The following is a 12,268-nucleotide window of genomic DNA, read 5'->3' on the forward strand; positions in this document are numbered from 1 at the left end:
CGGAGACGTTCACGATCCGGACGCCGGGGATCGTCTTCACGGCGTTGATGATCTCCTGGGCGTGCTCGATCCCGCGGGCCCGCGCGGTGATGTCCCGCGTGACGGTACCCTTCCCGTGGCCCGAGAGGTCGACGGCGCCGATATCGCCCCCCACGTTTCCGATCGCGGTCGTCACCTTGCCGAGCATGCCGACCCGGTTCTGGATCTCCAGCCGCATGGTGATGCTGTAGCTCTCGCTCGGAGATAGCGTCGTCGCCATGGTTCCTCCCCACTCAAAGTTGATGTTGCGCGGGCATGAACGGTAATTCTAAGCGTACCCCGAGCGGCAATTCAAGCGGGAAGGAGGCGCCACGGGACGCGCGCCCTCCGTTCACTTCGCCGGTTCCCTGCGGAGGACGACCACGTCGTACCCCTGGACGTCCACCACGAAGACGGCGCCCTCCACCGGGCAGGAGTACGGCATCCCCGGTTCCCCGTCCTCCCCGCGAAACGCCCCGAACTCGATGAGCCGGTCGATCACCGCGCGGACCTCGACGAACGTCAAGTCCATTTCCGTGACGATGTTGTAGATGCGCTCCCGGTGCAGTATCGGGTATACGTCGAATCCGTCGGTGTCCATGCTCCCGTCCCTTCGACTCCGGGTCGTGCGTCGCCACAGTCTACCACGCGGGATTGAAAGAACCCCCACCGTCTGGTACCGTCAAACCACCCGCTTCCGGCGGGCCTGGAGGGCCCCCTGCTCATCCGCGACATCCTCGAGCACAACGCGCGCGTCCACCCTTCCCGTGTCGCCCTGTCCGCGCCCGGGGAGGAGGTGACGTACCTCGAACTCCGCGACCGGGTGCGCGGCCACGCCGGATTGCTTCGCGCCGCGGGGATCGGGCGCGGGGACCGCGTCGCGATCCTCGCGCACAACTCCGTCGCGTACGTCGAGGCGCTCTTCGGCGTGGCGTGCGCCGGGGCGGCCCTCATCCCCCTCAACTACCTGCTGATCGGCCGGGAGCTCGCGGGCATCCTCGAGGACGCCGATGCGAAGGCCCTGCTGTACGGCGGGGAGTTCGCCTCCCGGGTCGAGGAGATCCGCGCGTATCTCCCGGGGTTTCCCTGCCTCTTCCGGATCGACGGACCCCGCGAAGCCGCCGGGAGCGGGGGGGCGCCCGCGGACGGATACCCGCCGGTCGCGGAGACCGACGTGGCGCTGATCGTCTACAACAGCGGTTCCTCCGGCCGCCCGCTCGGCGCGATGCTCTCCCACAGGAACCTCCTGGCGGCGTCCGGAGCCGCCGCGCTCGAACTCCGCCTCTCCCGCAACGACGTCTTCCTCTCCTGCGCCCCCCTCCCCTTCATGGGGGGGACGGGCCGGCTGCTCCGGTTCCTCCTGGTGGGAGCGACGATCGTGCTGCACAGGGATTTCGACCCGGAGGAGACGCTGCGCGCCATCGAGCGGCGCTCGGTGACCGCGGTCCTCCTGACCGCCACGATGATGGCCCGGATCCTCGCCCTGCCCTCGGCGTCGAAGTACAACCTGTCGACCCTCCGCACGGTGATGTACGGCGGGTCGGCGATCCCGGTCGACCTGATCAAGCGGGCGATCCGGTTCTTCCCGTGCGGGCTCGTCCAGACGTATGGCCTGGTGGAGACCGCCGGGGTCCTCACGTTCCTCCACGAGGAGGACCACTCGCTGGACGAGAGCGTCCCGTACATGCGGAAGCTCCTGTCCGTCGGGAAGGAAGCCGTCGGGGTCGAAGTTCGGGTCGTCGACGAATCGGGCGCGGAGATCCCGGAAGGTCAGATCGGCGAGGTGGTCGTCCGGGGACCGAACGTCTTCGAAGGGTACCGAAACGCCCCGTCGCTCACCGCCGATGTCCTCCGGAACGGCTGGCTCCGGACGGGGGACGTCGCGTCCGTCGACGGGGAGGGGTATATCCACATCCTGGACCGGAAACGGGACACGCTGACGGTGGAGGGGATCCCCGTCTCCCCGCGGGAGATCGAGAACATCCTCTGTGAGCACCCCGCCGTGAGCGAGGCCGCGGTCGTCGGCCGGCCCGATTACACGATGGGGGAGGTGCCGGTCGCGGTCGTCGTCCTCCGGGCGGGGGAAGCGGAGGACCGTGACGCGATCCTCGGCCACTGCTCGCGGAACATGGCGCCGTTCAAGGTGCCCCGGTCGATCGAGTTCGTCTCCGCGCTTCCCCGGAACGCGCAGGGAAAGGTGCTGAAGGTGAAGCTTCGGGAAGGCGTGGTGTCACGAAGACCGCGCTGACTCCGCGGACGCCTCCCCGAACACCTCGGCGGCGAATCCCTGCAGGGACGCCCCGTGCCTCCACGCCGACGGCGGCAACCCCGCCTTGACGCACGTCTGGTCGAGGAACGTCTCCCGGTCCCACCCCAGCTCGACCGGCACCTGCGGAAGAAGCAGCCCGCGCATCCTGCCCTGGGTCACCATCAGCCCGTGCCGGCCCACCTCGACCTCCTCCGGGCGGATCGGGAAGAGCGGCGTGAGGACGGAGATCTCCAGGCGGATCGACGGGAGTTCGGCGGGAGAGACGGGCGGAAATCTCGGGTCCTCGGAGGCCGCCGCCGCCGCGCACTCCTGGACGACCCGGTAGAGCGGCGCCACGGCTTCGGTGTACCCGATGCAGCCGCGCAGGCGGCCGCGTTTCGAGAGCGTCACGAACGCCGCGCCGGGGGCGGAAAGCCGGTCCGAGGAGACCGCTTCGGCGGGCACCTTCCCGCAGCGGACGAACCCCTCGACCGCCCTGCGCGCGATCCGGAGCAGCGTCTCCCGCTCTTCTTCCCCCAGGTACGCCCCGGGCGCGTCGTCGACGGCGGTCAACGGGTTTTCAGCCGGATTGCGGTCGAAGCTGGGGAATCATCTCCTCCTCGAACCCTTCGGGAAGGCTGACGTCCCCGGGAACGACGATCCGCGGCTGGCAGGCGAGGAAGTACGGGACGATGTCGGGGTCGAACTGGGTGCCCGAGCAACGGCGGATCTCCGCGTTGGCGTCGGAGACCGGGAGCGCCTTGCGGTACGCACGGGTGGAGGTCATCGCGTCGAAGGTGTCCGCCACCGCCATGATGCGGGAGGCGAGGGGGATCCGTCCGCCGGAGAGGCGCCCCGGGTAGCCGCGGCCGTCCCACCGCTCGTGGTGGTGAAGGATCGAGGGAAGCAGCGGCTGGAAGAACGGGATCGGCTCGAGGATCCGGACGGCCGTCTCGGGGTGGCGGATGATCTCGGCGAACTCCTCGTCGGTCAGCTTCCCCGGCTTGTTCAGGACCGCCTCCCGGACGCCGATCTTCCCCAGGTCGTGGAGCACGGAGGCCCGGCGCAGGTGTTCCACCTCCGATTCGGACTGCCCCATCTCCTTCGCCGTCGCAACGGAGTAGATCGTCACCCGCTGCGAATGGCCCCGCGTGTAGAAGTCCTTCGCCTCGAGCGCCTTGATCATCGCGTCGATCGACCGGGCGTACATCGAGTTGATGACGTCGGTCTGGTCCTGGACCTTCCGCTCGAGGTTCGTGCGGTAATCCTGGAGCTGCCGTTCCAGGTCCTTCTTCCGGAGCGCGTTCTCGATGGTGATGAGGAGGACGTCGAAGTTGAACGGCTTCGTGATGTAGTCGCACGCCCCCATCTTGAGGGCCGAAACGGCGGTGTCGAGCTCCGCGTTGGCGGACATCACGATCCCCGCCGTGGAGGGGCACCGCTTCCCCCATTCCCGGAGCAGGGTGATCCCGTCCATCTCCGGCATCCGGATGTCGGTGATCAGGACTTCGTACCGATGGTCGTCGCCCGCGAGCTTTCCGAGGGCGTCTTTTCCGTTGCACGCCTCGTCCACCGTGTATCCCGCGAGCTCGAGCCGCTCCCGGACGATGGACCGAAGGAACTCCTCGTCGTCCACCACCAGGACGTGGATTCCCGCCGGGCCGATCAGGGACGACTCTGTCGGTGTGTAAAGGACGGAGCTCATTTGAATACGCTATCGGCGGGGGACGGCCGAAACTTCAAGGGATTCTCCCGGGGGCGACGCCCCTCCCTCAGATGTTGAACCGGACGTGCACGATGTCCCCGTCCCGCACCACGTACTCCTTCCCCTCGAGCCGGAGCTTCCCTTCCGTCTTGGCCTTCGCCATGGTGCCGCACCGCAGGAAATCCTCGCTGGGGATGACCTCCGCCCGGATGAAACCTTTCTCGAGGTCGGAATGGATGCGGCCCGCCGCCGTCACCGCGGTGCTCCCCCGCCGGATGTTCCACGCGCGCACCTCGTCCTCCCCCACGGTGAGGAACGAGATGTACTGCATCGCGTCGAAGGCGCCGCGGACCAGCCGGTCCCGGGCGGACCGTTCGATCCCCATTTCCGAAAGGAATTCGGCCTGTTCCGCCTGCGACAGCCGGGCGATCTCCTCCTCCACCCCGGCGCACAGGCGGATCAGCGGGACCTTCGCCTCCGCGGCGGCCACCGACAGCTCCGGATACGCGTCCGCCCGCAAGGCGTCCTCCCCGACGTTCAGCACGAGGAGGAGGGGGATGCGGCTCAGGAACCGGAAGCCGGCCAGGGCGCGCTCCTCCTCCCCCGCCAGCTCGACGTGCCGCAGGGGAACCTCCTTCTCCAGGGCGGATATCGCCTTGTTCAGGGCGGTCCACTCGGCATCGCGCCGGGCCTCCTTCGTCATCCGCTCGATCCGCTTCTGCGCCACGAGGTAGTCGGACAGGACCAGGGCGGAGGCGATCTCCCGGAACTCCGAGACCGGGTCGAGCCCCCCCGGAGGCGCCGGGTGGTAGTCGTCGGAAAACCCCCGAACGACCAGCGCGAGGACCTCGACCCCCTTGATCGCCGCGATCGCCTGTGTCGACAGCGGATCCGGCTCCCCCGCGTCGATGTCATGGAAGGAGATCGACACGTGGGTGGTCTTTTTCGGCTTGAAGATCCCGGCCAGGCGGTCGACCCGTTCGTCCGGCACCTTGATCGCGCAGACTCCCGCCTGCTTTCCGTGGGAGGCGGCCTCCCCTCCCCCCGAAAGCGCCCGGAACAGCGTGCTCTTTCCGGATCCCGCGTTCCCGAAGATGCCCACTTCCACCGTCGCTCCCCCCTACCGCCGCGTTTCGTCCGGCACGCCCGCCAGGAGATCGTCCTCCGGCAAGGGTAGCCCGGCCAGGCGCGTCCTTGCAAGGACGTACGTCTCTCGCCGGGCGAACTCCCTGTACCCCGGGCGGGAAAGGATCCGCTCCACGTCCTTGCGCTGCGTCCTGTGGCAATGGAACGCGCGGATCTTGGTCTCCACGTCCTCCGAGGTGTCGACGAACGACGTGAGGTCGGAACCGGGCACTCCCGAGAGCGGAACGTCCCACCCCGCGAAGATCTCCTGCGCGATCTCGAACTGGTACAGCTTGAGCGGCGCCCACGGGTGGACCCCGTCCCGGAGCTGGCCGGTGTACCACCCGGGATCCGCCGCCCGTTCGAATGCCGCGAGCGCCACCTCGCACATCACCATGTGGTCCATGTGGCGGGAGACCCCTTCCGGCCCGAACCCCACCATCACGTGCGGGCGGACGCGCCGGATCACCGAAACCGCGCGCTCCACCAGCCGCTCCCGCGGCACGTTCGCCAGCTGTCCGTCCATGAAGCCCAGGAAGTGCACTCCGGACAATCCCAGGATCTCCGCGGCGGCCGCGAGCTCCGCGGAGCGCGTCTCCCCCAGGTGCTCCCGGTCGGTGATCGGCGGATCGCCCACCATCCCGGCCTCCCCGCGGGTCGCGGTGGCGAGGTGGACTTCCGACCCCGTACGGGCATACCTCGCGATGGTGCCGCCCGGGCCGAACGTCTCGTCGTCGGGGTGGGCCAACAGAAACAGGAATCTTTTCCGCATCATTCCGCCTCTTCCATTCCCTCGGGGTGTGTGTAAGATACCATCTTGTGCGGGACGGTTCCGCGGTCGCGCGGTACGCGGGGCGGAAGGACATCGGGTTCCGACGGAGGCCGCCTTGAAGCGTTCGCTGCCGTTCCTCCCCCTTGCCGTCGCCGCGCTCCTCCTTTGCGGCGCCTCTCCCGCGATCCCGGGCCCCTCGCCCGCGCCGGACATCCCGATCATCGTGGACGGCGTCCCGCTCGACGCGCGCGCCGTGATGGTGACCGGAGAACCGTACATCCCCGCCTGGATCCTCGAGAACTATACCGGGACCCGGGTCCGCTGGGTTCGCCAGGGAAAACTCCTGGAGATCTCCACCACGGCGAAGTCGCCGGAACCCACCGCCGCCGCGGGGACGATCAAGGTGAAGGTCGGGTCGTACCTGGCCTCCGAGGGGTTCGTGGTGGGAAAGGCCACACGGCTGTTCCTGCTGAACGTGGATCCGAAGGAGTTCCGGTTCCCCGACGGCCGGACCGCCGCGGAACGCGCGCACGAGGGAACGGTGGAGCGGATCGGCCAGGCTTCCCCCCCGGCCCGCGACTACCTGCGCCTGTCGCCGACGGATCGTTTCTCGCAGAAGGGGTGGGAGGCGGTCGCCCGGATGCCGAAGGAGGAGATCGCCGGCCTCCCCGCGCTCGCGGACCGGTACGAGGCGCTCTACACCTCCCTCTATTACGACCTGCTGACGAACCTGGTGCTGGAGACGGAGCGGCGCGTGCGGGAGGCCGGCACCCTGGACCCGGGCCTGAAGCAGATCGCGATCCTGTCGATCCCGGTATCCGACGACGGTCTGGCGGCGGTGAAGGCGCCGGAGGGAGTGAAGTTCCTGTACGGACGGATGCTGTACGGGAACCGCCAGATCGTGTGGGACGTCCCCGTGGCGGTCCGCGGCGGCGCGGAGACCTCGATCGAGCTGTCCCACCGGAACGCCGCCCTGACGCAGTAGGGCGCGGGCTAGCGGTTGTACCCGGCCTCCCCGTGCTCGGCGAGGTCGAGCCCCCGCACCTCGTCCTCCTTCGCGACGCGCAGCCCCATGACCTTGTCCAGGAGCGCGAGGAGCGCGTAGCTCACGGCGAAGGCGTACGCGAGCACGACGCAGACGGCGAGCGCCTGCACCGCGAGAAGCTTCGGATTGCCGTACAGCAACCCGTTCGCGCCCCCCGCGTTGACCGCCGTCGTCGCGAGAAGCCCGGTCGCCAGCATGCCCAGAACGCCGCCGACGCAATGGACCCCCACGACGTCCAGCGAATCGTCCAGCTTCAGCTTCCCCTTGAGCATCACCGCGCCGTAGCACACGACTCCCGCGGCGGTCCCGATCAGGAGGGCGGAAACCGGCTCCACGAACCCGGACGCCGGGGTGATGGTGCCCAGCCCCGCGATGCACCCGGACGCCGCCCCGAGGACCGTCGGCTTCCCCCGGTGGGCCCACTCCGTGAACATCCAGGAGAGCGTCCCCGCCGCGGCCGCCATGTGCGTGGAAAGGAACGCCCGGACCGAGAGGCCGTCCGCCGCGAGGGCGCTTCCGGCGTTGAACCCGAACCAGCCGAACCACAGCATCCCCGCGCCCAGGACCGTCATCGGGAGGTCGTGCGGCGCCATGTTGTCCGTCCCGAACCCTTTCCTCTTTCCCACCACCAGGGCGGCCGCCAGTGCGCTCACGCCGGCGGAGATGTGCACGACGGACCCTCCCGCGAAATCGATCGCGCCGAGGGACCGCAGCCACCCCCCCGTCCCCCACATCCAGTGGGCGACGGGATTGTAGACCAGGAGCGCCCACAGAACGCTGAACACGAGGTACGTGGAGAACCGGAACCGCTCCGCGAAGGCGCCGGAGATCAGCGCCGGCGTGATGACCGCGAACATCATCTGGTAGACCATGAACGCCTGGTGGGGAACCGTCGCGGCGTACGCCTTGTGCGGTTCGATGCCGACTCCGCCCAGGGCGAACCAGGAAAGGTCGCCGATGACCCCGCCGTGGTCGGGCCCGAACGCCATGCTGTACCCGACGATCATCCACTCGACGCTGATCAGGCCGATGAGGATGAACGACTGCATGATGGTACCGAGGATGTTCTTCTGGCGGACCATTCCCCCGTAAAACAGAGCGAGGGCGGGAGTCATGAGCATGACCAGCGCGGAAGATACCAGGATCCAGGCGGTGTCGCCGTTGTTCACGCGCAATTCCTCCTCGGGACGGTGATGGGGCCGGACCCGGGAGGAGCAACCGACGTGCCACGGCGCAAGGGGCCGATTCGCAAGATATTTCCCTGGAAGGATGCCGGAAGAGGAAAAACAAAATAGTTAAATATTCGACAAATAAGAAGAAATACGTACAAATCGGGCGTGCGCCCGAGGGGGCCGCCCGCCAAGGAGGGCGCCGCGGCCGCGGCGCCCTCCTCCTCCGGCAGGTGAGGTCGGCCCCATCACCCCCCTGGAGGACCGGTGATCCGTTCCACCGCTACCAGTTGTATCCGGCCTCCCCGTGCTCGGAGAGGTCCAGCCCCATCTGCTCGTCCTCCTTCGCGACCCGGAGGCCCATGACCTTGTCCAGGATCTTCAGCAGGCCGTAGGTCACGGCGAAGGAGTAGACGAGGGAGACCCCGGCGGCCAGCGCCTGGACCGCGAGCAGCTTCGGGTTGCCGTAAAACAGGCCGTTCGCCCCGCCCGCGTTCACCGCCACCGTGGCGAACAGTCCGGTCGCCAGCGCGCCGAAGGTCCCGCCCACGCAGTGCACGCCGACCACGTCCAGGGAATCGTCGTACCCGAACCGCCCCTTCATCATCACCGCCCCGTAGCAGAGCGCTCCGGCGGCCAGTCCGATGGCGATCGCGGCGACCGGCTGCACGAACCCCGACGCGGGGGTGATCGCCACCAGCCCCGCGACGCACCCCGACGCGGCGCCGAGGACGGTGGGCTTCTTCCGGTGGGCCCACTCCGTGAAGACCCACGACAGCGTCGCCGACGCCGCGGCGAGGTGGGTCGCGATGAACGCGCTCGTGGACAGCTCCCCGGCGGCCAGCGCGCTGCCCGCATTGAAACCGAACCAGCCGAACCAGAGGATCGACGCCCCGATGACCGTCATCGGCAGGTTGTGCGGCGCCATGTTGTCCGTTCCGAACCCCTTCCGCTTCCCGACGACCAGCGCCGCCGCCAGGGCGGAAACGCCCGAGGTGATGTGGACGACCGTGCCGCCGGCGAAATCGATCGCGCCGAGGTTCCGGATCCACCCGCCGATTCCCCACACCCAGTGGGCCACCGGGTTGTAGACGAGCAGCGACCACAGGAGGGTGAACACGAGGAAGGTCGAGAACCGGAACCGCTCCGCGAACGCCCCGGTGATGAGCGCCGGAGTGATGACGGCGAACATCATCTGGTAGACCATGAACGCCTGGTGGGGAACCGTGGCGGCGTACTCCTTGAACGGCGCGAGCCCCACGCCGTTCAGGGCGAACCACGACAGGTCGCCGATGACGCCCCCGTGGTCGGGCCCGAACGCCATGCTGTACCCGACGAGGACCCACTCCACGCTGACGAGGCCGATGATGATCAGGGACTGCATGATGGTCCCCAGGATGTTCTTCCTCCGGACCATCCCTCCATAGAAGAGCGCGAGCCCCGGGGTCATGAACATGACCAGTGCCGCGGATATCAGCAGCCAAGCTGTGTCGCCGGTGTTCATTTCGAATTCCTCCCTGGATCCATGATGGGTGCCGACCCTCGAAGGATGGAACAGCAATCGCCGTGCCGTCGGGAAACCTCAACGATTCCGGGGCCTGTCGGACGACGCGGCGGAATGGCACGTCGCAAACGTCGCGGTTAAGACATTAATGGCGATTGCGCTACGCGCAATGAAGGTACCGCATCCGGACCGTCTTCCCCCCCCCGGGCGGGATTTCCGCGCGCCGCGCAGGCTCCGCGCGCGTTCCGGATCCGCGGATCGGGATTTGTCTTGGCCGCCGGGGAAGACGTGCATTACAATCGTTCATTGCCTCTCTCCCGATTCGTTCCACCGGAAGGAGCCGGAATGCACGAGTCCCTCTATTCATCCTGCCTGCGTGGAGCCGGGTCGGTCATCGGCCTCGCCCGTATGGCCCTGGACGCCGCCGCGTACCGGCGGGGCAAGGACGCGCCGCTTTCGTACCCCGAGACCGCCTACGAACTGCCGGTCGTCTTCGGCCTGACCGATATCCGGGTATCGACCCTGGCCGGCGCCGGGGCGGCGCTCGACCTGGCGGGGACCCTCGTGCGGTCCGGCGCTACGGCCGGGAACGCCCTCGACGCCGGCGCCGCCACGCTCCTGGCCGCGGACGTGATGGGCGCCCTCTCCCACGAGAACGGCAACCCGTTTCCGGCGCCCGCCACGGGCTTCGTGCCCGATTCGATCCTCCGCAAGCTCGGGATCTTCATGGTGGACGGATCCGTCCCCGGGGTCGCCGTCGTCATCGGAAAGGCGGCGGATCCTTCGGTCGCGGCGGCGATTGTGCGGCAGTTCCAGGAGATCGGGCTCCTCGTGTTCCTCGCCGGGGACGTGGTCGGCCAGGTCGACGCGGAAGGGGTGAAGCTCGGGGAGGATTTCAGGACGTTCGCGCTGGGACCGCTGCCGGCCGTGATCCACGCCGTCAACTTCGCCGTCCGCGCGGGCCTCACGTTCGGCGGCATCGGCCGCGGGCAGGGGGCGCCGATGCTCGCGTACCTTTCGAACCGGGTGAAGGCGTTCGTCTGCGCCCTCGGGCCGCTGGACGACATCGCCCTTGCGGTCGCGGCGGGGGCGATGAAGGCGGGGCTCACCGTCCTGGCGGATACGGCGGTGCCGGAGATCCCGGGGCTGTTGCTGTCGCGCCCCGCGGGCGAGGAGATGGCCCGCGCCGGAATGGAGGCGCGGGGGATCAAGGTCAAGATGGTGAAGGTCCCGATCCCGATCGCGTTCGGGCCCGCCTTCGAGGGGGAGCGGATCCGGAAATCCGATACGCAGGTGGAGTTCGGCGGCGGCCGCTCCACCGCCTTCGAGTTCGTCCGCACCGCTCCCGCGGAGGAGGTGGTCGACCGGGAGATCCGGGTGGTCGGCCCGGACCTTCGGGGGCTTCCGAAGGGGAGCGCCATGCCGCTGGGGATCGTCGTCCGGGTCGCCGGCGCCAGGATGCAGAAGGATTTCGAGTCGGTCCTCGAGCGCAGGATCCACCGGATCGTCAACTACGGAGAGGGAACGATGCACGTCGCGCAGCGGGACACCACGTGGATCCGCGTCTCCACGGAGGCGGTGGAGAAGGGATTCGCCCTCCCGGACCTCGGAATGATGCTCTACGCCAAGCTGCACTCCGACTTCGAGAACATCGTGGACAAGGTCGCGGTGACGATCTTCACGCGGGAGGAGGACGTGGCGGCGGGGCTGGTCGAGGCGCGTGCCGCCTACGCCGAGCGGGACGCCCGGGCCCGCACGCTGACCGACGACGCGGTCGAGGATTTCTACTCCTGCACCCTGTGCCAGTCGTTCGCCCCCAACCACGTCTGCATCGTTTCCCCCGAACGCCTCGGCCTCTGCGGCGCGATCAACTGGCTCGACGGGAAGGCCGGGTTCGAGATCACCCCGACGGGCCCGAACCAGCCGGTGGCCAAGGGAGCGGTGCTCGACCCGGTCAAGGGGGCGTTCGACGGGATCAACGCCTTCGTGCGGGAGCATTCCCGGAACACCGTCTCCGAGATGAACCTCTACTCGATCATGGAGTCGCCGATGACGTCGTGCGGATGCTTCGAATGCATCCTGGCGATCATCCCCGAGGCCAACGGCGTGATGGTCGTCAACCGGGAGTTCGAGGGGCAGGAGACGCCGTGCGGGATGGGGTTCTCGACGCTGGCGGGCTCCGTCGGCGGGGGCGTCCAGACCCCCGGCTTCATGGGCGTCGGGAAGCATTACCTGCTGAGCCGGAGATTCCTCGGGGCCGAGGGGGGCCTTCCGCGCGTCGTATGGATGACGCGGGAGATGAAGGAGCAGCTCGGGCCGGCGCTGCGGGAGAGGGCCGCGGAGATCGGGATCCCGGACTTCGTGGACATGATCGCGGACGAGACCGTCGCGGTCACCCCCGACGCGCTCCTTGAGCACCTTGCGAAGGTGGGACATCCCGCCCTCCGGCTGCCGCCGCTGCTGTGACGGTCGCCATCCCCGCACCGAAGTACCCCGGGAGGATCCTCCCGGTCACGCTTCCCGCCGGGCCGGGCGGCGTTCCCGTGACCGTCGGCGGGCAGAACGCCCTCCCTCTGCTGCCGGAAGGGGAGCGCCCGCACCCGCACGCCGTGGGGATGGAGGTCCGCACCGGCGCCGAGGATCTCCCCCCGGCTCTGGCCGGGACGATCGGGGCGTACGCCG

General features: G+C 68.7%; 12 protein-coding genes. 4 read left to right on the forward strand and 8 right to left on the reverse strand.

What is annotated here, in order from left to right; all coding sequences use genetic code 11:
- Both HZB86_03640 and HZB86_03645 read right to left on the reverse strand, forming a co-directional pair.
- Positions 1 to 259: NAD-dependent malic enzyme (locus tag HZB86_03640; GenBank protein ID MBI5904631.1), on the reverse strand; the 259-nt coding region annotated here is incomplete at its 3' end.
- 111 nt (positions 260 to 370) lie between these two features.
- On the reverse strand, positions 371 to 619 hold the full coding sequence (locus HZB86_03645; GenBank protein MBI5904632.1) for a hypothetical protein: 249 nt from the start codon (positions 617 to 619) through the stop codon (positions 371 to 373).
- 195 nt (positions 620 to 814) lie between these two features.
- Between HZB86_03645 and HZB86_03650 the strand changes: the two genes are divergently transcribed.
- The gene (locus tag HZB86_03650) at positions 815 to 2,266 is read left to right on the forward strand and encodes an AMP-binding protein (protein ID MBI5904633.1); all 1,452 of its coding nucleotides are present in this window, start codon (positions 815 to 817) and stop codon (positions 2,264 to 2,266) included.
- Here the strand turns inward: HZB86_03650 and amrA are convergent.
- The 4 genes from amrA to HZB86_03670 all read right to left on the reverse strand — a co-directional run bounded on the left by amrA (position 2,249) and on the right by HZB86_03670 (position 5,871).
- Complete coding sequence (gene amrA, locus HZB86_03655; GenBank protein ID MBI5904634.1) at positions 2,249 to 2,806, reverse strand: AmmeMemoRadiSam system protein A; 558 nt, start codon at positions 2,804 to 2,806, stop codon at positions 2,249 to 2,251. The two genes, HZB86_03650 and amrA, sit on opposite strands and share 18 nt — an antisense overlap.
- Before the next feature lie 40 nt (positions 2,807 to 2,846).
- Positions 2,847 to 3,971 carry a response regulator gene (locus tag HZB86_03660; protein MBI5904635.1) on the reverse strand — a complete coding sequence of 375 codons (1,125 nt, stop codon included), beginning with the start codon at positions 3,969 to 3,971 and terminating at the stop codon, positions 2,847 to 2,849.
- A 67-nt stretch (positions 3,972 to 4,038) separates the two neighbouring features.
- Complete coding sequence (gene ychF, locus HZB86_03665; protein MBI5904636.1) at positions 4,039 to 5,079, reverse strand: redox-regulated ATPase YchF; 1,041 nt, start codon at positions 5,077 to 5,079, stop codon at positions 4,039 to 4,041.
- A gap of 12 nt (positions 5,080 to 5,091) precedes the next feature.
- On the reverse strand, positions 5,092 to 5,871 hold the full coding sequence (locus HZB86_03670) for a PIG-L family deacetylase (protein ID MBI5904637.1): 780 nt from the start codon (positions 5,869 to 5,871) through the stop codon (positions 5,092 to 5,094).
- A 112-nt stretch (positions 5,872 to 5,983) separates the two neighbouring features.
- On the opposite strand from HZB86_03670, the gene HZB86_03675 reads away from it, so the two are divergent.
- Positions 5,984 to 6,853: a hypothetical protein gene (locus HZB86_03675; GenBank protein MBI5904638.1), complete on the forward strand. Its 870-nt coding sequence runs from the start codon at positions 5,984 to 5,986 to the stop codon at positions 6,851 to 6,853.
- A gap of 8 nt (positions 6,854 to 6,861) precedes the next feature.
- Here the strand turns inward: HZB86_03675 and HZB86_03680 are convergent, their stop codons facing one another.
- Together HZB86_03680 and HZB86_03685 are read right to left on the reverse strand one after the other, a co-directional pair.
- On the reverse strand, positions 6,862 to 8,082 hold the full coding sequence (locus HZB86_03680; GenBank protein ID MBI5904639.1) for an ammonium transporter: 1,221 nt from the start codon (positions 8,080 to 8,082) through the stop codon (positions 6,862 to 6,864).
- Between the two features lie 283 nt (positions 8,083 to 8,365).
- Positions 8,366 to 9,586 carry an ammonium transporter gene (locus HZB86_03685; GenBank protein ID MBI5904640.1) on the reverse strand — a complete coding sequence of 407 codons (1,221 nt, stop codon included), beginning with the start codon at positions 9,584 to 9,586 and terminating at the stop codon, positions 8,366 to 8,368.
- A gap of 345 nt (positions 9,587 to 9,931) precedes the next feature.
- On the opposite strand from HZB86_03685, the gene cdhC reads away from it, so the two are divergent.
- Entirely contained in the window at positions 9,932 to 12,052 is a 2,121-nt protein-coding gene (gene cdhC / locus HZB86_03690) for a CO dehydrogenase/CO-methylating acetyl-CoA synthase complex subunit beta (GenBank protein MBI5904641.1), read from the forward strand.
- On the forward strand, positions 12,049 to 12,268 hold a 220-nt coding region (locus tag HZB86_03695; protein MBI5904642.1), incomplete at its 3' end, for a hypothetical protein. The genes cdhC and HZB86_03695, both read left to right, overlap by 4 nt.

The sequence above is a fragment of the Deltaproteobacteria bacterium genome (assembly GCA_016234845.1).
Lineage (GTDB): Bacteria > Desulfobacterota > Deferrimicrobia > Deferrimicrobiales > Deferrimicrobiaceae > JACRNP01.

Coding starts and splice junctions, on each gene's coding strand:
- HZB86_03645 (MBI5904632.1), bottom strand. CDS start 619: ATGGACACCGACGGATTCGACGTATACCCGATACTGCACCGGGAGCGC.
- HZB86_03660 (MBI5904635.1), bottom strand. CDS start 3,971: ATGAGCTCCGTCCTTTACACACCGACAGAGTCGTCCCTGATCGGCCCG.
- HZB86_03670 (MBI5904637.1), bottom strand. CDS start 5,871: ATGATGCGGAAAAGATTCCTGTTTCTGTTGGCCCACCCCGACGACGAG.
- HZB86_03685 (MBI5904640.1), bottom strand. CDS start 9,586: ATGAACACCGGCGACACAGCTTGGCTGCTGATATCCGCGGCACTGGTC.
- cdhC (MBI5904641.1), top strand. CDS start 9,932: ATGCACGAGTCCCTCTATTCATCCTGCCTGCGTGGAGCCGGGTCGGTC.